General features: G+C 40.1%; 26 protein-coding genes. 16 read left to right on the forward strand and 10 right to left on the reverse strand.

All coding sequences use genetic code 11. The features are described from left to right. Positions 1–37: 37 nt before the first annotated feature. The 3 genes from PF327_RS04440 to PF327_RS04450 form a co-directional block, all read right to left on the reverse strand. A complete protein-coding gene (locus tag PF327_RS04440) occupies positions 38–1102 on the reverse strand; it encodes an AI-2E family transporter (RefSeq protein ID WP_008242712.1) in 1065 nt (354 codons plus the stop codon). After that, positions 1099–2895 carry a cation:proton antiporter gene (locus PF327_RS04445; RefSeq protein WP_008242711.1) on the reverse strand — a complete coding sequence of 599 codons (1797 nt, stop codon included), beginning with the start codon at positions 2893–2895 and terminating at the stop codon, positions 1099–1101. The genes PF327_RS04440 and PF327_RS04445 overlap by 4 nt, the downstream gene beginning before the upstream one ends. A gap of 141 nt (positions 2896–3036) precedes the next feature. After that, a complete protein-coding gene (locus tag PF327_RS04450; RefSeq protein ID WP_008242710.1) occupies positions 3037–3432 on the reverse strand; it encodes a DUF2391 family protein in 396 nt (131 codons plus the stop codon). A 312-nt stretch (positions 3433–3744) separates the two neighbouring features. Between PF327_RS04450 and PF327_RS04455 the strand changes: the two genes are divergently transcribed. The 5 genes from PF327_RS04455 to PF327_RS04475 all read left to right on the forward strand — a co-directional run bounded on the left by PF327_RS04455 (position 3745) and on the right by PF327_RS04475 (position 6901). Next, complete coding sequence (locus PF327_RS04455) at positions 3745–4557, forward strand: NUDIX hydrolase (RefSeq protein ID WP_008242709.1); 813 nt, start codon at positions 3745–3747, stop codon at positions 4555–4557. A gap of 9 nt (positions 4558–4566) precedes the next feature. Further along, positions 4567–5244: a 3-methyladenine DNA glycosylase gene (locus tag PF327_RS04460; protein WP_008242708.1), complete on the forward strand. Its 678-nt coding sequence runs from the start codon at positions 4567–4569 to the stop codon at positions 5242–5244. A gap of 4 nt (positions 5245–5248) precedes the next feature. Further along, the gene (locus tag PF327_RS04465; protein ID WP_008242707.1) at positions 5249–6067 is read left to right on the forward strand and encodes an SDR family NAD(P)-dependent oxidoreductase; all 819 of its coding nucleotides are present in this window, start codon (positions 5249–5251) and stop codon (positions 6065–6067) included. A 74-nt stretch (positions 6068–6141) separates the two neighbouring features. Beyond that, entirely contained in the window at positions 6142–6675 is a 534-nt protein-coding gene (gene mog, locus PF327_RS04470) for a molybdopterin adenylyltransferase (protein WP_008242706.1), read from the forward strand. A 16-nt stretch (positions 6676–6691) separates the two neighbouring features. Further along, positions 6692–6901 (forward strand): hypothetical protein, encoded by a 210-nt coding sequence (locus PF327_RS04475; protein ID WP_008242702.1) that lies wholly within the window; start codon positions 6692–6694, stop codon positions 6899–6901. Positions 6902–7062: 161 nt separating this feature from the next. On the opposite strand, the gene PF327_RS04480 is transcribed toward PF327_RS04475, so the two are convergent. The 4 genes from PF327_RS04480 to PF327_RS04495 form a co-directional block, all read right to left on the reverse strand. Beyond that, positions 7063–7761: a rhodanese-like domain-containing protein gene (locus PF327_RS04480; RefSeq protein WP_289401494.1), complete on the reverse strand. Its 699-nt coding sequence runs from the start codon at positions 7759–7761 to the stop codon at positions 7063–7065. Positions 7762–7905: 144 nt separating this feature from the next. Further along, positions 7906–8592, reverse strand: a complete 687-nt coding sequence (locus tag PF327_RS04485) for a rhodanese-like domain-containing protein (protein ID WP_008242699.1) — start codon at positions 8590–8592, stop codon at positions 7906–7908. Between the two features lie 81 nt (positions 8593–8673). After that, positions 8674–9366, reverse strand: coding sequence for a rhodanese-like domain-containing protein (locus tag PF327_RS04490; protein WP_008242698.1), 693 nt, complete (start codon positions 9364–9366; stop codon positions 8674–8676). A gap of 135 nt (positions 9367–9501) precedes the next feature. Next, a complete protein-coding gene (locus PF327_RS04495; protein WP_008242697.1) occupies positions 9502–11085 on the reverse strand; it encodes a SulP family inorganic anion transporter in 1584 nt (527 codons plus the stop codon). Between the two features lie 147 nt (positions 11086–11232). Between PF327_RS04495 and PF327_RS04500 the strand changes: the two genes are divergently transcribed. Then, positions 11233–11910 carry a uracil-DNA glycosylase family protein gene (locus PF327_RS04500; RefSeq protein WP_289401495.1) on the forward strand — a complete coding sequence of 226 codons (678 nt, stop codon included), beginning with the start codon at positions 11233–11235 and terminating at the stop codon, positions 11908–11910. Positions 11911–11925: 15 nt separating this feature from the next. On the opposite strand, the gene PF327_RS04505 is transcribed toward PF327_RS04500, so the two are convergent. Then, the gene (locus PF327_RS04505; RefSeq protein WP_008242695.1) at positions 11926–12930 is read right to left on the reverse strand and encodes an endonuclease/exonuclease/phosphatase family protein; all 1005 of its coding nucleotides are present in this window, start codon (positions 12928–12930) and stop codon (positions 11926–11928) included. A gap of 385 nt (positions 12931–13315) precedes the next feature. On the opposite strand from PF327_RS04505, the gene PF327_RS04510 reads away from it, so the two are divergent. The 5 genes from PF327_RS04510 to PF327_RS04530 all read left to right on the forward strand — a co-directional run bounded on the left by PF327_RS04510 (position 13316) and on the right by PF327_RS04530 (position 16762). After that, a complete protein-coding gene (locus tag PF327_RS04510) occupies positions 13316–13771 on the forward strand; it encodes a hypothetical protein (protein WP_008242694.1) in 456 nt (151 codons plus the stop codon). Between the two features lie 306 nt (positions 13772–14077). Next, complete coding sequence (locus PF327_RS04515) at positions 14078–14227, forward strand: lmo0937 family membrane protein (protein ID WP_008242693.1); 150 nt, start codon at positions 14078–14080, stop codon at positions 14225–14227. Positions 14228–14316: 89 nt separating this feature from the next. Next, positions 14317–14538: a hypothetical protein gene (locus tag PF327_RS04520; RefSeq protein ID WP_008242692.1), complete on the forward strand. Its 222-nt coding sequence runs from the start codon at positions 14317–14319 to the stop codon at positions 14536–14538. A gap of 150 nt (positions 14539–14688) precedes the next feature. Next, complete coding sequence (locus PF327_RS04525) at positions 14689–14910, forward strand: YMGG-like glycine zipper-containing protein (protein ID WP_037999891.1); 222 nt, start codon at positions 14689–14691, stop codon at positions 14908–14910. Between the two features lie 346 nt (positions 14911–15256). Beyond that, positions 15257–16762, forward strand: coding sequence for a DUF2254 family protein (locus PF327_RS04530; protein ID WP_289401496.1), 1506 nt, complete (start codon positions 15257–15259; stop codon positions 16760–16762). A 241-nt stretch (positions 16763–17003) separates the two neighbouring features. Here PF327_RS04530 and PF327_RS04535 read toward each other — a convergent pair whose 3' ends face one another. Further along, on the reverse strand, positions 17004–18239 hold the full coding sequence (locus PF327_RS04535; RefSeq protein ID WP_289401497.1) for a BaiN/RdsA family NAD(P)/FAD-dependent oxidoreductase: 1236 nt from the start codon (positions 18237–18239) through the stop codon (positions 17004–17006). A 148-nt stretch (positions 18240–18387) separates the two neighbouring features. On the opposite strand from PF327_RS04535, the gene PF327_RS04540 reads away from it, so the two are divergent. From PF327_RS04540 to PF327_RS04555, 4 genes are all read left to right on the forward strand, one after another. Then, a complete protein-coding gene (locus PF327_RS04540) occupies positions 18388–19038 on the forward strand; it encodes an EF-hand domain-containing protein (protein WP_008242686.1) in 651 nt (216 codons plus the stop codon). A gap of 200 nt (positions 19039–19238) precedes the next feature. Further along, entirely contained in the window at positions 19239–19532 is a 294-nt protein-coding gene (locus PF327_RS04545) for an EF-hand domain-containing protein (RefSeq protein ID WP_008242684.1), read from the forward strand. Positions 19533–19754: 222 nt separating this feature from the next. Further along, on the forward strand, positions 19755–20690 hold the full coding sequence (locus PF327_RS04550; protein WP_289401498.1) for a methyltransferase domain-containing protein: 936 nt from the start codon (positions 19755–19757) through the stop codon (positions 20688–20690). 38 nt (positions 20691–20728) lie between these two features. Then, on the forward strand, positions 20729–21301 hold the full coding sequence (locus tag PF327_RS04555) for a Tll0287-like domain-containing protein (protein WP_008242680.1): 573 nt from the start codon (positions 20729–20731) through the stop codon (positions 21299–21301). Between the two features lie 389 nt (positions 21302–21690). Here the strand turns inward: PF327_RS04555 and PF327_RS04560 are convergent, their stop codons facing one another. Continuing rightward, positions 21691–22074, reverse strand: coding sequence for a hypothetical protein (locus tag PF327_RS04560; protein WP_289401499.1), 384 nt, complete (start codon positions 22072–22074; stop codon positions 21691–21693). Between the two features lie 324 nt (positions 22075–22398). Between PF327_RS04560 and PF327_RS04565 the strand changes: the two genes are divergently transcribed. Further along, complete coding sequence (locus PF327_RS04565; RefSeq protein WP_081501824.1) at positions 22399–23934, forward strand: cache domain-containing protein; 1536 nt, start codon at positions 22399–22401, stop codon at positions 23932–23934. Positions 23935–23939: the final 5 nt, after the last annotated feature.

Genomic DNA, 23939 nt, shown 5'->3' on the forward strand with positions numbered 1-23939 from the left:
TTCAGTCAGCCTTATACATTATTTTCTATGCCTTAGTTCAGGAAGTCAACAGATGCTGAAACGTCCTTTTGTAAATGTTTAAAATCGTGTCCAAAAGAGCTGCGATCACTGGACCAATAATGATTCCCAGAGGACCAAAGGAGAGTATACCTCCAAAGATCGATATGAGTATGACCAGGTCAGGCAATTTTGCATCATTCCCAACGATCCATGGACGCAAGATATTATCCACCATTCCTACTACCAATACACCCCAAACCACGAGAGCTATACCCCATCCGGTACTGCCTGTAAATAGTAAATAGAGTGCTGCCGGCAACCAGATCAAGGATGCCCCTAATCCTGGAATAGCAGCTAGAAGAAAAACAATACTCCCCCAAAATGCTGAACCTTCGATACCGGCCATCCATAAGCCCAGACCGACCAATACACCCTCAACGAACCCTACAATGATGATGCCTTTCAGAGATGCCCTGGTCACCATCAAGCCGCGGCTCATCACTTCAGTCCGATCCTCTTCCGAAAGAGGCAGCAAAGAAGAGAGTGTACGGAGTAGTTGCGGTCCATGTATCAAGAAATGGAACATAGCATAAAACATAATGAACAGACCGATAAAAAATCCCACTGTACCTTTGGTAGCACTTGACAGACTTGAAACCAGCCAACTTCCCATCGCACTGGCTGCCTCAGAGGCTTTCTTGATAATAGTCTCATGAAAAGGTTCAAGTTTCTCTTTAAAAGGTAACCATTCAGGTAAATGTTCACCTAAAGAGAGATTATTGTCCAAAACTTCTTTGACTATAGGACGTGCCTTTTTAGTGATCTCTATGGCTTCACCTGTTACCATACCTGTAAAAGTGGCCAGCGGCAAACCAAAAGTCAACGCAGTGACGATCAGTGTAGTACTCGCTGCCAGAGCAGATCTTTTTTTGAAATAGTCAAAAAGTTTACGGTAAAAAGGATAAAGCAGTCCCGAAAAGATCGCAGCCAGGATCAGTGCGATCAAAAATTCATGGATCATCCCGATGAATCCCGTCAGAGCTATAAAGAGCAGGAGCAGAACAAAACCTTGCTGAAATTTATTGGCTATCTCGTTTTTCATTGTTTTTCCTTATGCTTGTATATCAAACTTGTGATCTTCCATCCTTCTTTTGGCTTGAGCTCATGATCTGTGGTAAAGAAATGTAATTTCCCGTCTGTATCTATCAAGTATAATGGAATAACCTTACTCTCATGTGCTTTTTTATAGGCCTCTATATCGAACTTCTCAGACAAGGTGGTTGTCTTGATCTCTCCTTCACCATGCAACAAAGAAGATAGTTTAGTAAAGGTCACATCTTCCGTGAAGAGTTGACGCCCTACAATCGTAGAGTGTGATGCTTTGCTCTTTTCAAGTTTCCGACCCTCAGCGTTCTGAAGGTAATAGATATTTTCAGTGCCAAACTCGGACTTGAACCGTACAGATGCCAAAGCATTCAGTGTAGCATGGGGACTTATGGCCAACAGACCTCCTATGCCTGCCAGTTCCATATTGCGATCTGCATGATCAGATATGACACGTCCATAATAGGTATCAAACCCCTCCATTCTTGCATGACTGATATTCTCCCAATCTGTATCTGCCAACTTTACAGCAACCCCTTGTTCCTTCAGTGATCTAGCGATCTCACGAGAGACCCTGTTGGCTCCAAGGATAAGCATACCGGAGGGCTCTGCTTCTTGCAGGTTTAAGCGTTTGGCCAGTGGTTTTGCACTCAACCCCTGTAGCAATATCGTACCAATAATGACCATGAATGTCAGTGGCACCAGCAGTTTTGCTTCCACATATCCAAATTCCTCCAAGCGTATAGCAAAAAGTGCCGAAACAGCAGCAGCGATGATACCGCGAGGAGCGATCCAGCTCAAAAATATCCTGGCACGTAGTGTAAGGTCAGAAAAGAGTGTTGATACCATCACAGAAAGAGGGCGTGCAATAAAGAGGATGATCCCCAACAGTCCCAATGCAGACCAGCCTATGTCAATCAGCGCTGAAAGATCCAAACGTGCAGAAAGAATGATAAAAAGTACGGAGATAAGTAGAAGACTCAAGCTCTCTTTAAAAAAGAGTATCTCTTCTATATCTACATTTTTCATATTTGCCAGCATCATACCCATGAGCGTCACCGCTAATAATCCTGATTCATGTGCGATCGCATTAGAGAGTGTAAAGATCATCAATACCAGGGTTAAAGTAAATACATGGTGCAAAAAATGGGGTAGAAGGTATCGACGTAATAAAAATGCAAGCAAGAGAGCCCCTATTGTACCGCTGATCATACCTGTAGCAACAATATAAGCCAGGGAAAGTGGAATCATTGTTCCAGAATGCTGCAGGGTAATAGTCTTATAGACAAGGACTATCAGGATCGCTACAGCTACATCCAGGATCACACCTTCCCAGTGAAGGATATTGGCAAGGTCGGCATAAGGACGTACCGTTCTGAGCAGCGGCTTAATGACCGTTGGTCCTGTTACCGTCATCAGTGCACCAAAGAGTATGGAGATTTCCCATGAAAGTCCTACCAATAGATGTGTAGCCAGAGCCACTATGGCCCATGTGACTACCAAACCAACTGTAAGAAGCATATAAAGCGGTCTGGTCAAACCTTTGATCTCATGAAAACGAAGTGTCAAGCCACCTTCAAAAAGTATAATAGCAACTCCCATAGAGACAAAAGGGAAAAGAAGTTCACCCAACACTGCATCCGGATCAAACAGTCCTGCCACCGGTCCGATCACTATACCAAACAGAAGCAGAAAAATGATCGATGGCTGTTTAATGTACCAGGAGAGCCACTGGCTCAAGATACCAAAAAAGCTGACCAATGCTAATGTAAGGAGTATATGTTCTGTCATATTGAAACTACCGATCCCTGAAATTGCCGAAAATCCGTAATAAATAAAGGCCCGATACCTATAGAAAAGCCTAATACTCTATCAGATAGCATAGAGTTTTCAATCGTAAGATCCCGTTCCATATACTTTCTCCTTTTTAGATCATTCCTTATTGAAACTGTCTACAACAATGGCGCCCATTGATGCAGGCATAGTAATTAATATTAATCTTTTTAACGCTATGAGGGGCTCATCTATAACGGGTAACTTATTTAAAGCCAGTAAAACTAAAACTACTACCAGGGCAGAGATAAAGTAGGCAATAAAAATACGTAAGATGAATATATCGTAGCGCTTTGATACCTGCTTTTGGAAGACACTGTAGTAGGCATAAAATCCTAAAAAAGTCACAGAAAGTATAAAAACCAACAAGAGGTTATAAAATGGTAAAGTCACACTCATCTTCCATGCTTCTTCTGTAAAAGAGATCGGCACGGCAAGGGCAAATGCACCTATAGCTATTTGAATGATATCTTCAGTATTGATACGAAGCTTCATTTTTTACCTACTTTCTTTACTAAAGGATCAATAAATTATATCATAATTCAAGTGCCCCGCATAACCCGTGTCCATAAAGAATATATCCAGTTGGTAAATTAATGCAGAGTGTATTACGTGTCTATGTAAAAGAAGATATATTCTAGTACCAGAGATTATAATGAGGGAAAGTGGTTAATGGAAATTAATAGGTTTTGGTAGACTTATTATGTGAGGATTATGTTAAAATTACCTATGTATTCCATCTGCGGAGAGGTGGAACGAGGTAAAGGCAAAAATTACAAAAGAAAAAGTAGATTAAAAGGAGAATGAATGAAAGTAAAGCCCATTATTATATGGCTCTACCTTCTGAATGCAGCTGTTCTCATTACCCATGAGATTGACTCTGCTTACTGGCATGAGTGGGAACTGTTCGGGATGCCGGGTGGCATTCAGTTATTTCTGATCCTCAATTTACTCTTAGTAGGGTTGGTTCTTTATGGTTATCTGGCACTCTTACAAGGACGTGCAGTCGGTATTGTTTTTTCATGGTTATTGGTTGCTGGTGGACTCTTCGCTGTAATGATACACTCGTATTTTCTGCTGCAAGCCAGTGAAGCCTTCAGGTCAGCCGTTTCTCTTGGACTTCTTACTGCTACGTTTTTTCTTTCTCTGGCACAAGCTGTTGCACTGCTTAAGATACAACAATCACCTTCTATGCCTTTTACGCCTAAAACACCCCATCTTACTACGGATGGTATTATAGAGTTGTATGAGGGAGATAGATTTAAGGGTATTATACTTATTGAGCGTAAAAATGATCCAAGGGGGTTGGCTCTGCCTGGTGGTTTTGTGGATGTGGGTGAGCGTGTAGAAGATGCTTTATGGCGGGAGATGCAAGAGGAAACCAACCTGGAGGTAGAGATAAGCAAACTGCTTGGTGTCTATTCTGATCCTGATCGTGACCCAAGGTTTCATACGGCAAGTATTGTTTTCATAACAAAGTCTCAAGGTCAACCCAAAGGCGGAGATGATGCCAAAGAGGCAAAAGTTTACGCATTGGAAGAGATACCCATGGATCAATTGGTCTTTGACCACAGTGTGATCTTGAAAGATTATCTACAACAGCGCTCTACAGACAAGTAAGGGTATCGTTTGCAAAGTAGTTATGATCTGCTGTGTGCCCTTCAAAACATGGGCTATCCCAAAACGAACAGAGATCCCCTCTGGTGGCCCAAAAGCTGTACCTTTGAAGTCATTATCGGTGCGATCTTGACGCAGCAGACAAAATGGGAGAAGGTAGAGGCATCACTGGCCAATTTAAAAGAAGCTGGTCTGATGTCACTGGAAGCACTTAGTAAAGCAGAATCAGGGCAGATCTCTACACTCATAAAACCCAGTGGTTTTTACAATACCAAAGCCCAGAGGCTTCAACAACTTTGTCAAAATATACTCCATGACTTTCATACCTTTGAAAAATTTCAAAATGAAGTAAGCAGGGAATGGCTGCTTGAACAAAAAGGGATAGGCATGGAGAGTGCGGATTCCATCCTTTGTTACGGATGCGGACGTGAAGTTTTTGTTGTCGACAGCTATACAGCCAGACTCCTTAATGCTTTGGGCTACAGTTTTGAGAACTATATGCAAATACAGGCATGGATGCAAGAGGGGATCGAAGCAAACTTTGATAAAATAACCCAAATGTTTGGCAAGGCATTGACACGACATACCCTTTATGCACGTTTTCATGGGATGATCGTAGAGTTTGCCAAAGAGCACATACGGGGTCAGAACGTCAATACCGAAATACTCAAAAAGTATATAGAAGGATAAAACAGTGACCAATATCGTCATCACAGGATGCAGTACAGGTATCGGACTTGAAACTGCAAAATATCTCCAAGACAAATTTATCAAAGTATATCCTACCGCAAGAGATACAAAAGATGTAGAGATGTTAAAAGCACTGGGCTTTGAACATGCCATGCAACTGGATGTCAGACACCCTGATGAGATCACAGCAGTGATCAACAAAGTACTTGAACTAGATGGAAAGATAGATGTCTGGTTCAACAATGCCGGCTATGGGCAACCAGGTGCGGTAGAAGACATTACAGTCCCTGTACTGCGAGAACAGTTTGAAACCAATGTGTTTGGGTTGCATGAATGTACAAGACAGATCATTCCTGTAATGAGAAAGCAGGGGTATGGGAAGATCATTCAGCACAGTTCTGTACTCGGCATCATCTCTCTTTTTGGGCGAGGTGCCTACAATGCAAGTAAATACGCCATAGAGGGGCTTACAGATACGCTTCGACTTGAACTTCAGGATACGAACATCTATCCTGTACTTCTTAATACTGGCCCCATCATAAGCCATTTTAGACAAACAGCCGTAGAAAAACTTGCAGAGAATGTTGATATAGAACATTCCGTCTTCAAGGAGAAATACCATCGCAGTCTTAAAGAGAGAACACAACAGAAAGTACCGTTTAAAGAGGGGCCTGAGTCGGTTGCTGCAGTGGTCCACAAAATTATATTGGCAGACCGTCCAAAACCCCGTTACTATATTACAAAAGCCACATATCTTCTAGGCTATATCAAACGCATCCTAAGTACTTCATACCTAGACAAACTCTTGATGAAGATCGATTAGCGCTAAGAAGAAGCACCAAAATTGTATTAAAAGAGTTTTGCTATAATCTGCGTAATAAAACAATAGGATTGTATATGGATAAGATAAAAATAGGTGTTGTTACTACAAGCGACAGAGCGTCACAAGGTATCTATGAAGATATCTCAGGGGTGGCTATCATGGATACAATGAAAGAGTACTTGCTCAATGAATGTGAGTATGAATACAGATGTATACCTGATGAACAGAGCCTTATCGAGACAACACTGATAGAACTTGCAAGGGATAAAAAGTGTGATCTAATAGTGACTACCGGCGGAACAGGCCCAGCCAAGAGAGATGTGACGACCGAAGCGACAGAAAATGTCTGTCAAAAACTTCTTCCTGGATTTGGAGAACAGATGAGAGCAGTGAGTCTACAGTATGTCCCAACAGCCATACTTTCACGCCAGACGGCTGGTATCTGCCACAGTTCACTGATCATTAATCTACCGGGAAAACCAAAGTCTATCCGTGAGTGTTTGGATGCTGTTTTCCCTGCTGTTCCATACTGTATAGACCTTATCGGAGGCTCTTTCATAGAAGCAAATGAAGACGTTATAAAGATCTTCAGACCGAAAGCAAAATAAGGACATACTAAATAATATGAATATAGATTTTATAGAAAATAAGATCAATGAGATCATCAAAGAGCTTGAAAAAGAGGTCATGGATGTACTCATGGATGAAAGTCTCGATAAAAAACAGACAAACCTTCATATGAAACCTCTAACATCAACGAAAAAGATACTCAATAATGCTTTAGATAGTATCAAGATGGTAGATAAACTGGGAAAAGAAGAGTTAGATAAATAAACATGACAAACAGTATCATTCTCATACTCTTTGTCTTAAGTGTGATCCTTTTTTTCTGGGGTATCTTTAAAACAGTTAAAACCCAAAAAAAGATCTTTTTGTTAGGGATTCTACCCTTTTTATTTCTGATTGCAGGGATATTCTTTCTTTAAATCCCTGCACTAAAGTCTTGCTTTATACTTGTTGGTAGTGCTCATACTTAACCCCAGCCAGTCCTCCATGCCGCCTCTGTACCATTTGATCTTTTCTGGAGGATAGCCCAGAGCCAGCAAGGATTTGACCATTTTGGGAGATTGGCTACACCATGCCCCGTTACAAAATAGTAAAATTGTTTTGGCCTTGTAAAAATCAAAAGGCTTTTTATTGCCAATAACACCGAGCATATCCATGGATGCTTCATAGTCATCCTGAAAAATATGGGGCTTCATGATATATTTATAATAGATATTGATCGCGCCTGGTATGGTACGATATGTATACCACTTTCCAGCACGTGTGTCAATCAAAAGCATAGACTCACTCTCTTGCATTTGTTTGATAAACTCCATCACTTCTACTTCCCCATAGGTTTCTATCTTTTTATGTAACTGCATTGGAAATATTGTTTGTCCGGCACAGGTAACAAAAGTAGACTTACATGCTTCAGGAACTTTCGAATTAGCATAGTTTCCCTGCCAAATCACTTCATTACTTATATGGATATTTTTACATATAGGGTCAATATCACGCTTGACTATAATAGGTTTTCTCTCACCTTTATTATTGATATGCTCAGTAACTACACGATTAAGTTGTAAGGTGCTATCATCTCCTTTGGAAAAAGAGATCAAGACAATACATAAAAGAATGGTTTTAAACATATTTTTTCCTTTTTTATTTATGATTTTCATTTGTGAGTTTTACATGAAGTATAGGAAATGAGTGTATATTATATGTATAGTTTATAATATTAATTAAGTTTATTTTATAATTATATCTTAGAGAATCATTCTCTGAAAAGTTTTCTAATCCCTTGTGGAGGTCATACCTGCAGCTAACCATGTTTGCATACCCCCGCGGTACCACTTGATCTTTTCAGGCGGATATCCTATGTCAAGAAGGGCTATGATCATTGCGACGGATTGGCTACACCATGGGCCATTACAAAATATTGTAATGGTTTTTGCTTTTGTAAAGTCAAATGTATCATCCTCATTTATCTTTACACCCAATCTCCTTATTTCATGTTCAAATTCGAATTCGAAACTTTTTCGTTCTTTGAAATGATGAAAAGGCATATTGATAGCACCCGGAATTGTACGATAATCATACCATACCTGTTTACGGCCATCTATTAGCATCATCGAATCATTTTCTTGCATCTCTTTCATAAAGGCCAAAACTTCTAATTCTCCATAGGTATCTATATCTTCATGCAACTGCATAGGAAGGATCTTACCTTTCGTACTCACATAGGTAGATTTACATGCTTCAGGTACTTTTGCATTGGCATAGTTTCCGGTCCATAACATCTTATTCGTGATAGGCACTTTTATGCACTCTTCGGGAATATCACGTTTTACAATAAACTCTTTTATCTTACCGTTTATATCGACCATTTTTACAGGTATTCCCTCATATTCAAAACCATTATTTCCAGCCATTATGGAAGAAGTTAAAAGTAATGAGATGATTGTCATTTTATAAAACATGATACATCCTTTTTTGAATGACCATAACATAGTGTGTGTAGAAAATGTGTGTAATGAAGTCTAAGGCTACACTTTGTAAAATCATTTTCTTGTAGAAGTCATGCCTGCTGCCAACCATTCCTGCAATCCTCCACGGTACCACTTAATCTTTTCAGGAGGATACCCTATATCAAGTAAAGCCAGAATTGCTGTTACAGATAGGCTGCACCAGGGTCCATTACAAAAGAGAGTGATCGTTTTGGCATGAGTAAAGTCCAAACTATCATTTTCATCATTCACAGAAACGCCTAGATCTTTCATATGCTGTTCAAATTCAAACACATAGTTTGTTGGATCTTTAAAGTGATTAAAAGGCATATTGACTGCTCCGGGGATGGTCCGATAATGATAGAACTCTTTTTTACAAACGTCTATAAGCATCAGTGAATCATCTGTCTGCATCTGTTTGACAAAAGCCAACACTTCCAGTTCACCATAGGTAGTGATATCTGTATCTAGATACATAGGGTATATATGACCACCAACAGTATGTACGAAAGTAGATTTGCATACTTCAGGTACATTAGGATGGGCGTAGTTTCCTGTCCATAGCATTATATTATTGATAGGTATTTTTTTACACGCTTCCGGGATCTCACGTTTTACAACGGTGTATACATTCTTACCTGCTGCATCCATGGTTTTTACTGGTATACCTTCATACTCCAGTCCAATCTCTTCTGCCAAGAGGAGAGAGCTAATCACTAATACAAATGTACAGTATTTATAAAACATCCTTTTCCTTTAGTAAATACTAGAGTACTGATAATGCTATATAATAGTATAGAGAGTATGGAAAGAGTGTGTAACGCAAAAAAAGATGCCAGCATTTTCTATCTCTTGAAAGATGCTGGCATGTCATAAGATCATTTATATATTGGCTGCGACTTTATAGGTCGGGTCATCCTCTTCATAGGTACAGAAAGGTCCAGCCGTTTTTAACAAACTTTTACAGTCTTTGGAAAGGTGTCTAAGTGTAAGTTTTTTTCCTGCTTGTTTGTATTTGTCCGTGATGCTATCTATGGCTTCTGCACCGGAACTATCCATAACTCTGGCATCCTTGAAGTCTATAACAACAGTGTCTGGATCATTTTCTATATCAAACTGTTCATTAAATGAAGTCACCGAAGCAAAGAATAGCGGTCCCTCAAGTGTGTAGATCTTTTTACCCTTATCATCGGTAGAAGTACGTGCAAAGATCTTGGCATGTTCCCATGCAAATACCAGTGCAGAGATAATAATACCTGCGATCACTGCTACTGCAAGATCCTCAAGTACCGTGATGATGGTCACTACAATCAATACAAATGCATCTGAACGAGGCATATGCGTGATACGTTTAATAGAAGAGAACTCAAAAGTACCAATACTTACCATAAACATGATACCCACAAGCACTGCTATAGGGATAACTGCAATGATATGCGAAAAACTCACCACAAGAATGATAAGCAGTACAGCTGCAGTAAAGGAAGAAAGACGGCCCAGACCACCAGAGGTAAAGTTGATGACCGATTGGCCTATCATCGCACATCCTGCCATACCCCCAAAGAGTCCCGAAGTAGAGTTCCCGATACCAAGAGCGATACACTCTTTGTTTCCTGAACCACGCTCTCCACCCATCTCATCGAGTACAGAGAGGGTCAATAAAGACTCTATAAGTCCGACCAGTGCAACAATCAGTGCAGTTGGCAAGATCACAGCCATGGATTCCCATGTAAAGAGTTCAGTGAGAGGCATTACGAACGAAGGCAGAGAAACATTGGAAAGGTCTGCAAGGTTACCAACCACTTTCGTATCGATGTGCATAAAATACGTGATCAGCGTCAGTACAACGATCGCTACAAGTCCTGCAGGGACAGCTTTACTGAACTTAGGTAAAAAATGCATTGTTAGCATTGTCACAGCCACAATCATATACATTACATAGTTTTCTGTAAAACTTGCAAAGACGATATCTATCCAGTTGGTATATTGTTCCATATTTTGAGGTGCAAGGAAAGGAAGCTGTGCCATGGCTATAACAATAGCAAGACCATTCACAAAACCAAAGAGGGCAGGCTGCGGCACAAGACGAATGAACTTACCCATCTTCAATACACCGATCGCTATCTGTATGAGTCCAGCTATAATGGATGTCAATAGGATGTAATGCAGTACCATCATGCTAAAAGCTTCCGTATCAAGCTCAGGGTACATAGATCTAACAGAAAGACCGAGTCCTACAAATACCACTGCCACAGAACCTGTAGCACCAGAGATCATTCCCGGCTTACCCCCAAGAAGTGCAGTAATAAGCCCGATGATAAATGCCCCGTAAAGCCCGACCACCGGAGAGACACCGGCAATAAATGAAAATGCTATCGCTTCAGGTACAAGGGCAACAGCGACCAATGCACCCGAAAGAATGTCATTTTTAATGTTTTGTTTCGAATAGTTTTGAATGTTAAACACATCAATTCCTTGCTTTAATTATGGTCGGAATTTTACCATAATAGTCTAGAATGTCCTAATGAAGTGCATAATGGTTGAATCTTAAAATAAAAGCGTTGTTTCTTTATGTATTCAAAGCTATAATTTTTATAAAAGTAAGGCTCAAATATGTATACGTTTGCCCAACAGATACTAGATTTTTATTTTACCTTGTCAAAAGAACCCTCTCTTCCCAAAGGGATAGAGGTGATCTATCCTTTCGATAACCCGCAAACCAGAGAGATGATGGAGACTTTTTTTAACAAATACTACAACGATACAAATCCGCGTACCTATCTCATAGGTATTAACCCGGGCAGGCTAGGTTCAGGTGTGACGGGAGTAGGGTTCAGTGATGCCTATCATTTAGAGCAGATATGCGATATAGCCAATGATTTTGATAAACGTATAGAACTGAGTGCAGCTTTTATGTTCGAGGTCATAGAAGCCTATGGCGGTGTAGAGAAGTTTTACGGTGATTTTTTCTTTACGACCACGATGCCTCTTGGTCTGCTCAAAGAGGGGAAGAACTATAACTACTATGATGATAAAGAGACCCTCGCAAGCCTCGAGCCCTACATTACCCAAACACTTTTACAACAGATCTCCATTCCTCAAGCCAAGCCAAAGATCATCTGCGTAGGCACAGGCAAAAACCTCAAGTATCTTGAAGCGTTTAACAAAATGCACCGATGTTTTGAAAGTATAGAAGTAGTGCCCCATCCAAGATGGGTCATGCAGTATAGACGTAAAGAAAAGCAGAAGTATATCGACCACTATATCGATATTTTAAACAAACATCTATAGACTTAGGAACTACATTTAGGCATCCAAAGTCAACTCACACACCACCTGTGCATGGTCACTTTGGATGAGGGAGCCATCTTTATATGTTTGTAAGTGCGCATCCAAAACATGGTAGTCGGTGACTGTTCCTACCTTTTGTGAGTTCTCTTTGTGAAAATGCTCTGAAATAAAAATATAATCAAGCACATTCCCCTTGTTTTTAAAGTAACTCGTAGGTGTTCGTTTTGGCTTTTTTTGTTCCGGGTGAGGGTTATATACCTTTTCTTTGTATTGGTAACTTGCATCATATAAAAGAGGAGTATCCTCACTTGTATCATCATGGTAGGACGGGTTGGTGAGTGCTTCAATGGTCAGGGAATACTCCTTATCGTTCAGGTCACACAAGAGCAGGGCAGGTGTATGTCGTGAACTTTGAATGTCATAGAACAGTGAAGATGCCTCACACAATCTCTGCTTTAGGGCGCTAGATCGCTTCTCTTCCAATAGTTTAAAGACACGCTCTTTTTTCTGTGCCAAGGTATCCTCTTTTTTAAAAACATATTCAAACGCGTTTAGCCTGTTTGATTTAAGATGGCATACGTAGACCAAAAGCGCTTGCCCGTTTGGCAGTGAGAGCGTTGCTTTTATGGGGACTCTGGAAAATGCAAACTCATCTTTAAAATGGTGCTTTTCCAGACTGGGAGCATGTAGATTAACACCTTGTATGTTTGATATAGGGTGTTTGGAGGCTATGGCAACGGTGGTAGTTGTGTATTTATGTGGTGTTGTTTCACTTAGCTTAGCATCATCGACGGTTGCAAAGTACTCAAAGCCCAACTCTTTTACAAGTGTCTCCAAGACCTTTTTAGAGAAGACCTCTTGAAACCCTATGATGTCACAATCCATACGAAGTATTTGCTTTTTTATCCACAACGTTTTTTCAAGCCACTGTCTTTGGTTGTACTTGCCTTTGCGTGTATAGCATGCAAAAGGCGGCTCGACAAATTGATAAAGGTTAAAGGTACCTACTCTAAGTTTCATGATGGAAGTATACACTTTTATTGGAAATTACACTATATGGTTTTTTGTATGATTTTCATTATAAAACATCACATTTTAGAACTTTTTATAAGGTTTTCTATTGGAGGGAAAAATATTTTACCTTGCAAACGTCGCTACAGCGAGAAACGTTATAAGATATGTTAGATTATAACGTTTTGAATCAGTTAACCATTTTAGAAATATATTTATTTACATATTTTTAACTCTTCAATGGAAGGAGTAATTTTCCTTTTGATGGTTTATTTGATAAATTAGGGAGCACTTTTAATTGACTCCTAATGCAAATATTACGTTATAATCAGACATTGTATTCCGTTAATAAATAATGATGAGTTAAGATACAAATCAAGACCAAGGAGTCATTATGAATACCTCAAAACTTATTACTGAAAGAATTAGTCGAACCGTGTATGGTCTTATCAGTTTATCACTTGGAATTATCAGCCTCACGATGATTGTTTATGCGCTCTATGATATTTGGGCTTCACTGCACGAGAAAATGTTACTTACCAAAGCCCTTCTAGATGCAGTCGGCTTCATTGTGATTGGAACAGCCATCTTTGATGTGTCGAGATTTTTGATGGAGGAGGAAGTGTTCAAAGTCCATGGCGAAGAGACGGTTCAGAAACAGAGAGTGATCTTAGTCAAATTTCTTATCATTATTATTATCGCCGTCACGCTTGAGGCTTTGGTATTCGTTTTTTCCGCAGCGAAAAAAGATATCAGTTTATTGGTGTATCCAACCTTTTTACTATTAACTGCTGTGATGCTAGTCATCGGTTTGGGTGCTTACCAGAAAATGACACAAGAAGAAAAATGATAACAGCTGTTAAACTATTATTGGCAACCAGGAGTTATATTAACTCTTCTAAAAAATAAGGTCAACCCCCTCAGAGAAAGATTTTGGTGTTTTTTTTAAAGGTATTATTGGTCATATACTAGAAATGTGAACCAAAGTTAACTGATCTAGGAAGACAGCCATAAAAAACAAAACCCTAACCAACGGTCTGAGCAAAATTATTTCGTCTTGCTACGCCTATACTACGACTCATCTAGTTTACTCACTAGAATTCACTACACAGGCAATACACACTTTCATAATATTCTATAAAAAAAGGAAAATAAAATGCTTGAAACGATTGCAATTATTCTAATTATACTTTGGGCTCTTGGGCTTGTCAGCTCATATACTATGGGCGGATTCATCCATATTCTTCTAGTCATCGCAATTGTGGTGATTGTGATTCGTGTTATTCAAGGTCGTCGTATACTCTAAAGAGTCAAAAATAGCTCTGCACAGAACACCTGGTTTCTATTTTTTAGTTACTTGTATCTGGCAGGGAATCAAATCAAAAAGGAAGTAAAATGAATGCAATCAAAATTTTTGGGATCATACTGATCATAGCCGGTGCATTAGGTTTAGCGTACAGCAGTTTCAGCTACACTAAGGATACAGATGCGATCAAGGTAGGACCAGTCGAGATGACGGTAGAAGAAAAACAGACGGTACAGATTCCAGTTTGGGCTGGTGCTGGTGCCATAGTATTAGGTGGATTGATCTTGCTTTTTGGAAACAGACGAAGCTAAATAGAGTATTTTTGAATAAGTAGGTAGATCAGGCATTCATTTGATAGTTAGCCAAAATGAAATTAAAGACTGACTACATAACTTACTCAAGATTTGATAATGAAGAAAAATTAATGATATAATAAGTTAATCTAAACTAATAGGAGAACAATGATGAAAAGTATAAACTTTAAAAAGATGTTAGTTGCTGTTTCAGTTGTAGGATTGATGTCGGGATGTGCTCAGCCTGGCCCAAAAACACAAAAAGGTGCTCTGATCGGAGCCGGTACTGGAGCAGTAGTTGGTGCCGTATCTGGACGTTCAGTACTTAAATCAGCAGCCGTTGGTACAGCTATAGGTGCGGGTGTTGGATATTACGAAGACACAAAATAGATAAACACCCTTTTAACAATCAGGAGAACTAGATTCTAATCCAAGTTCTCCGATCTAACGCATAATAGAATTACTCTACAATACGATCTACTTAAATTTTTAAATCAAATCTTTTTTATTGTGAATAGAACATTACGTCATATTTGAGTAGCTTATGTTTACATATTCAACACAAAAGATAAGAGATGGTGATCTTAATAACAAGTAAATTTTTAGGTACACTATAGGTATAAGAATGTATTATGAGACAATGGGTCTCGTTAATTAAACTGTTAGCTACGATATAAAAATATTTAGTCTCTTTCAACGATGGGGGTTTAACATAACAATGGCTTCAGGAACTACAATGAAAATTATTGGTATTGGTCTAGTGGCTATAGGTCTTGGCCTTGCATTATGGGGGTATCAATTATCTGGTTTTGTCGGTTCACAAATAACGACAGGTTCAGATACAGAGAAGATAATGACATTCTACATTACTGGCGCTGTCAGTTTTGTTGTTGGCACATACCTTATCATGAATAAGTTAATACAGTTTTGGGCTAATCTACGATCGAGCTTCTGGTTTTTACCTTTTTTGATCGTCCTAAGCAGCGTTGTTTACGCGGTAGTGTTGATTCAAATAGACTACTCCGTGAGTGACCAATGGCTGTCCCAGTGGCCACGGATATTTGGGGTCGGGGCGGATGGCGCGCGCGATATGTTATCAACGCTTGCCGGTTCGATGATGACCGTTATGGGCATCACGTTCTCCATGACTCTGCTGGCACTTGCGCTGGCTTCGAGCCAATACACCTCTCGCATTCTGCGGAACTTCATGCGCAGTCATGTCACACAGGTCACGCTGGGGACCTTTGCAGGAATTTTTGTCTATTGTTTGATTGTGATGCACGCTATACGCACTGGCGATGCGCCATTTGTGCCTAGCCTAGCGGTATTTTTCGCATTTGTTCTGGTGTTTTCTGGCATTGCCGTCCTCATTTTTTTCATTCATCACATCGCCTCGTCGATTCAGGCTTCCAGCATTATAGCCTCTGTTGCGCATGAAACCAACGCATCCATTAGTCGGTTTTTCCCGGAAAAACGGGACACCACCGCCGATAAAGCCGAGGATGAAAAAAACGAGCGACTCCTTCCATCTCTGGATGAGAAAACCTGGTACGCGGTCCCGGCAAAGGTGAGCGGCTATATACAAAACGTAGATCATGACGCTATCCTGAGCCTGGCGAAGGACAGGAGAACTATTGTGCGGATGGAGCACGGCATCGGAGCGTTCGTTGTGCAAGATACTGCACTGGTATCACTCGCCCTGACGTACCCACCAGATCAGGAGACGATTGCTACCCTGAATGAGGCTTATAGTATTAATCGTCATCGTACGGTTGAACAAGATCCTGCTTTCGGTATCAGGCAAATTGTGGATATGGCCTTAAAGGCACTTTCGCCCGGTGTTAATGACACCTCGACGGCGGTGATGTGTGTGGATTATTTGACAGCGATTCTGACCTCGCTATCTTGTCGGCAATTCCCGCCATCGAACCGTTACGAGGGAGAAACGTTGCGCCTGATCGCCATCGTTCCAACCTTTGAGGGTATGTTGGCTGAGGCGTTCGATCAGATTCGGGCTAGTGCCACAGGCAACGTCGCCATTATGGCGCGAATGCTCAGCGCCATCGGTACCATCGCCAGTCGCACGGTTAGACTGAGTCACTTACGCGCACTCGACGAACAGGTGCAGTATATTGCCGATCTGGCCGATCGCAGCATCGAATCCAAACATGATCGCGATCGGTTCGCAAGGCGGCTGTCGGAGGTGCGCGAAGCACTCAAAGCCGCTTTCTTTGAGCGTTGAGGAAGAGAAAGAATAGTGTTGTGATACCGAACAGGAAACTGCCACGTAAAGCCCATTTAGCAAATTTCAGTGTGGACATTACAGTTCAAAGCAGAAACTGTAATCTATATAAACCAGAATTTAGAGATAATTTAAGACTTCTTCTAATAGTCTTATTTTCAAAACCTTATAAAATATATAATTTTATAAGGTTTCCTATTTTCTTCTTGGAGAGGCTTACACATTGAGACATTTTAATGTTCTATGATCTTAACATACCTGCCAAATATCCACTGGCAAATGACCATTGTAGATTATATCCGCCACAGGGGCCATCAAGATTCATGATCTCCCCGCAGAAATAGAGTCCCTTTATTTTCTTACTTTGCATGGTATAAGGATCAATCTCCTTGAGATGGATGCCCCCACGGGTGATCATAGCCATTTTAAAACCATCATGTCCATTTATGGTAAGCGGCGTCCATGCCAGAAGTCTGATGAGTCTATCTCTTGCCGAACCCGCCTGCTTACCCAAAGCCAGAGCAGGGTCAACTTCAGCAAGTTTGCAGAGTTCCAAACTGACAGACTCAGGAAGGAGGGTTTGAAGCAGTTGTAGTGTGTTACGGTGAGGATCTTTGAGCAGTTCCTGCTTGAAATGGTCACGGATCTGCTCTTCATTCATCCCTTTGGTAAAGTTTGCGAGTATAGGCACTTCATCAAATTTACTCAAAAGAGGAGTGATCTCTCTGGAGAAATCAAGGACCACCGGACCGCGTATACCACCTTTGGTAAAGATGAGATCTCCTTTGGCAGAGAGTCTTTTATATTTTTTCATATTAACATGCATAGCGACCTTTGCAATGGTATCTGCCCTACAGTTTTCTACCCAGGTCTCTTTTGTTTTAAGTGGCATCATAGCAGGGTAGAGTTCGGTTACTTTATGTCCTACAGATTTTGCTATGGGGTAACCGTCACCCTCAGCTCCCAATACAGGATAACCCAACCCGCCTGTAGCGATCACAATATTATCACCTATGAATGTATCTGTAACTGTCTTAACACCGGTAACCTTCTCACCATCATGCTCCAATGTCTCAACTTTTTGTGAGCACAATACTTTTACACCAAGGTGTTGCATCTCCTTTTCCATTGCATGTATGATCGTAGAAGAGCTATGGGTTACAGGGAAAACCCTATATCCATCGGGAGCATGGCTCTCCACACCAATCTCTTTAAAAAATGTCATCAGTGCTTTATGGTCCAAAGCTTCCAGAGCGGGGGTCATAAAACGTCCGTCCCGTCCAAAACGTGCCATAAAATCTTCATTTGAAAGTGTGTTGGTCAGGTTGCAGCGTCCACCACCTGTGGCTTTGAGTTTTGCGCCTATCTTGGAGAGTTTTTCCAAAAGCAGTACAGAGTTGCCTGCACGTGCAGCAGTAATGGCAGCCATCATACCTGCTGCCCCGGAACCTACTACGATGAGATCATACTTTGACACTGAAGATTCCTTCTAAAATAATCAACATCATAACAAAAAATCGCATAAACCCCTCATCAATTTCACAAATAATACATATAAAATAGAGTACAATATTGTCACATTCTAATAGAAAAAAACAAACCCAAGGAATGAAAGGAACAAATAAATGAAAAATATAATAATGATTGGACTATTGGCTTCAGTAGCGTGGGCTGCAGATTTTTCCAATATGAGTACAGAAGAGATGATGAACATGCGAGGAAGTGTACCTGTGGATGATCGTCCTGCTTTCCAGCAAGAGATGCAAAAACGTATGCAGAGTATGACTCCTGAAGAACGACAAAAATATATGAGGACAAACGGTATGGGGAAAGGTATGGGTATGACGAGTAAGCGTAACTGTTGTAAACATATTATGCAGCCAACGTTTGAAGAATATGATCTTAACAATGATGGCAAGATCACCCAAAGCGAATTGGAAGAAGCACGTGCAAAACGTATGAGCCAGAAAGCCAAAGAGGGTAAAATGTTGAGAAATGCAGGAAAGGCTCCGGCATTTTCCGATATGGATAAAAACAACGACGGTGCATTAAACAAAGAAGAGTTCCAGATACATCAAACAGAACAGATGAAAAAATGTACTGGAAATTGTCCAAGCACAGGTATGGGACAAAGAAAAAGTATGATGAGAAATGCATCCAGCTTTGCAGAGATCGATACTAATAAGGATGGAGTCATCAGCCAGGAGGAATTCAATGTACACCAAACTCAGAGAATGAAAAACAGAGGAAATTGTCCGTCAGGAAATTGTCCCTAATCTTAACACTTCTACATATTAATAGATATATATACTGTTTATTCCCACAGAGTGGTGGGAATAGCAGATATAAACAATATTTTCTTCAATATCTTTTACCATATTATCCTCTTCAATACACATACTTTACACACTAAAGTGATAGAGTAGGATAATTTTCTGATACAGAGAAAATAAATCCAATTTCATAGGAAAAAACCATGAAAAAGCTAATAATCATAGCACTGTTCGCTTCGGGTGTATGGGCTATAGATCAACCTAGGTTTTCCGAATTTGATCTTAACAATGATGGCAAGATCACCCAAAGTGAATTGGAAAAAGCCCGTACTATTCGTATGGAACAGAGGGCCGCAGAAGGTCGAATGCTTAAGAATGCAGGAGAAGCCCATTCATTTACAGAGATAGATGCCGATAACGATGGCGCTATCAGTAGAAAAGAGTTTCTTTTACATAAAACGATACATCATACTCAAGCCTGTGTCACCTTTGGCTAACAAGAGAAATCTATAGCTATAAGGAGACAAGAAACAGTCTAGAGTCAATGAAGAGACGAGATATATAATTGATGCTTGTCCAACCCATTCCCACTTTTTGTGGAAATGGGTCATCATATAACATACAAACTCACCTTTCAAACATCTATGATAAAATACCCCATTACAAGCCAACATTACCCTAATACTAAATAATATTATATTCAAATACGGAGTATTCATTTGATATTTACCACCCAATCAATGCAAGATATCCTCACAATACTCAGTGTAAAGTCAAAGGCATGTGAAGCAGGGGAATATATCAGCTTTGAAACAGTTGATCCAGATCTTGGAGAAGGGTATGCCGGTAAGATATTAGAGATAGCAGGAGAAAGCTATGTTTATCGGGGCTACAAATCATGGACAGACCTGGCAGAACTTTTAATGTGCAAAATGATGACTCCTACAAAAAGTACCTATCCTCTAGTAAAACTCCATTTTAAAAAGCTAGAGACACAACGCTCTTTTCATAGTGAATCCCCAAGTTCCAAAGAAGAGAAATATGGTGTGGAGTCACATTTTTCTCAAATACAAAAAATGGAAGAGCCAGCATTTCTTTACTACTATACTCAAGCCCTGAAAAATGCCAGGCTCACTCAAAGAAGATCAATCCTGAACCTTGGTATCAATACAGGAGATGAGTTCAAGATCATCAAAAATAGTTTAGATACACTCACCTATGAAAAAATGAAGCTTGTAGGTATTGACCACTCAAAATCTGCTATTACCTATGCTGAAAAATGTTTTCCTGAAGAGAATGTGACATTTCATACACATGATATCAATGACTTAGAGCGTTTAAATCTAGGGAAATTCGATCTACTTGTAAGCATAGGAACATTGCAAAGTCCAAGTATCAATTTCAAGCCTTTTTTTATGTCATTGGTGCAAAACTATCTTGAAAAAGATGCCGCTATCATCTTAGGTTTTCCAAACAGTAGATGGATAGGTGGAGAGATGATCTATGGGGCCAAGGCACCCAATTATGCAATGAGTGAAATGTCACTGCTTTTTAATGATATCATTTTTTGCAAAAAGTACCTGCAGCAGAAGAAGTTCAGAGTCACACTGACAGGGAAGCAGTATATTTTTTTAACTGCCACAAAGATTATTTGAGTAGAATTTAAAAATATCCCAAACTAAAAGGTATCTCTATGAAATTACAACTATTTATTGCATCTTTAGTGTGTACTGCAGGTATACATGCATCACAGAACCATGGTACGCAAGCTCTAAGTCAAACACAAGAAGGTATCAAGTATATCAAGATGCTTGGAGGGACACTTAAAAGTCAACTGAAAGCACAACTTCAGGCGGATCCGAGTGGTTTGAGTGCCATTGGTTTTTGTACAGCACAAGCACAACTTATTACCAATGAAGTCAATACACAGCTACCGGACTATGCCAAAGTAAGAAGAACTTCTCTGAGAACAAGAAATAGTATCAATAAGCCTGATACAAAAGATATTGAAATCATGAAAGAGATTGAGGATTCAATCCAAAATAAAAGAGCCACAGCGATGATGGTAAGAAAAGTGAACACCAAAGAAGCCACACGTTACTATAAACCATTGATAGCAGAAACAGCATGTCTCAAGTGTCACGGTGAGAACATCTCTCCTGAGATACAAGCAGTGATACATGAATCATATCCTGATGAGAATGCGAGTCACTACACTTTAGGTGCATTTAGGGGAGTCATCGTTTCAGAGATCAAAAAACGTTAAAACAAACCTGACAGGAAGATGTCACCCATCTTTCTGCCATAAGGTGATACTACTATAATATCCATTCATATCCTTCTCTAGCAATTGACACTTTATTTCAAATAGTTCATATTTATGTTACATAAATATGACATCAAAATGTTATATTTTCAATGAAGAATCGGGGAAGGGTGAAAATGAAAAAAGTACTATTAACAGTAATAAATGTCAATCGTTGGAAAAAACATGAAAAATCATTTGTGATAACTATGATGTTAATGGGTCTATTCAACCTGTTTATTGTTACTTTTATACAATATAATCACTAAGTAAAAAAAGGGCATCTCTTAAAGAAACACCCTTAGAGCCGCTGTGTGATAAATGTAGAAAGGTGTATCAGACTGATATTATTACCGTTTTCCTCCACCACCGCCTTTACCGCCTCTCATACCATTTCCACCTTTTTTACCACCATTCCCTTGCATACCTTTTCCACCTCTATTGCCTTGGCCCATACCTGACATATTACCTTGGCCTTTGCCTTGACCCATACCACCTGTCATATTCCCTTTACCCTGACCCGTTCCTGCACCTTGCTGTTTACTGTTAGTACCCTGATACTCATATTGATGTTTGTATAGATGTTTATATTGTTTTTTACCACCCATACCTGCACCATTTTGTAACATTTGTTGTGTTTGAAGCGTTGTTTGTGTTTTTATAGCATCTACTGCAAATAGTGAAGGGGAAGCTAAAAATGCTAATGTACCAACGGTCAAAAATGCTTTTTTCATGTAAGATCCTTTATTTATGTGAGTTATTATCATTTAATTATACAAAAAATGCATGAAGCATTTGTGAAAAAGTAATCTTGAATCAAATTTTCCTCTATATTCATCTCAAGGCACTAGTTCTCAGCTGTACATCATCTAAGTGAGATAAAAGTACAGGTACTACAATAGTTCTAAAGTAAGTTTCTAAAAAATTTTAGCTATCGAATGACCTCAAAATTTATACCTGAATTTTGAAGTAAAAAATATGCTAGAATAAGTTAGTTATACATTAAATCGTTCAATGATGTTTCTAGAGAATAAGTGACAGGCCATAAATGTTTTGTTATGAGAGAGATTGAAGGAGAAAAAATGAAAAAGATCATTTCAACACTGTTTATTTGCATCTTGGCAAACGCATCTTTGGCAGCAGAAGCTGTTCCAATCCAGCAGACAGCAGTTCCAAAAACCACACTCAACGCGGCATCGAACTATCTGGATACTGTGTTAATGAATACACTATCGTCTCTTGAACTGATCGCCTCTACTCCTGAGGCTAAAAACGGCGATTGGGAAGGGATCAAAGACTACCTGAAACAGCTAAAAGAAGTTACGCCGGGGGTCTATTTCTATGTTCTGCCCGATGGCAACTACTACACTGTAACACTTGACTACACCAATCTAAATCTGAGCAACCGGGGTTATTTTAAGTCGCTCTTTGCCGACAACACAGTGATGGGTTATCCTATCTACAGCCGTTCTTCCGGGAAGAAATCAGCTCTGATGGCTGCTCCCATAGCGACAGATGGTAAAGTGACAGGTGCACTTGGTGCCTCGATCTTCCTGGATGAGCTGCATGATAAACTCAACCGCGAATTTGATTTACCCTATGACTACACCTGGTTTGTCCTGAACTCAGAGGGGATGATGATGCTTGACAACGACAGTGATTTTATCTTTATGAATGCTCTCACACAGGGGAGTGAATCACTGCATGATGCCATTTCAGAAGCAATAAAAACGGAAAGCGGACCCGTGCAGTATGAGCTGGACAACCTCCGTCACGGATATTACCAGAAACTGCAAAATATGGAATGGTGGATGTTCCTTGCCAAGATTGAGGGGGCAAAAGCAGTGACTCCACCACAACTTAAACTTTCGCTCGATCGCTTTGTACCCGATCTGCAAAACCGTTTGAACCATATTGACGAATCACTGGCAACATTGATCGAGAAAAGTAGGGTGGATGTCAAAAAAGAAAGTGAGATCAGAAGACTTCTCAACACCCTTCTTGATGAGAGCTCCGATATTGTCGAAGCCTCTTTTATCGATGCGAAGGGAATAATGCGACTGGTAGAGCCACGTGAATACAAGAACTTCGAGAATACGGACATAAGTTCCCAGAAGCATATCAAGGCCATGCTGAAAAAACCTGAACCACTGCTCAGCAGCGGATTTACAGCCGTCGAACATTTTACGGCAGTGGTTGTATCCCGTCCAATCTACGACAATAAGAAGAGATTCTCAGGCTCTATCAACCTCTTGATCCGCCCTGAACTGCTGGTCGATTCTCTGCTTAAGAAAACCACGATCCCCGATGATTATGAACTCTGGATTATGCAGCCAGACAGTATGATACTCTACGATCAGGATAAGGGAGAGATCGGTAGGATGCTTTTCAGCGATCCTATCTATGCAGGCTACGGAAACCTGCTAAAACTCAGCAAGAAGATTGTCTCTGATCCAGCAGGGGAAGGGAGCTATATCTATCTTTCACCCGAGTCCAACAAAAAGGCCATCAAAAATGCTATCTGGCAGAGTGTGAGACTCCACAACCGTGAATGGCGGGTCGTTCTAGCCTATCGCCCATATGAGAAGAAGTAGCACTG

This window comes from Sulfurovum xiamenensis (assembly GCF_030347995.1).
GTDB classification, from domain to species: domain Bacteria; phylum Campylobacterota; class Campylobacteria; order Campylobacterales; family Sulfurovaceae; genus Sulfurovum; species Sulfurovum xiamenensis.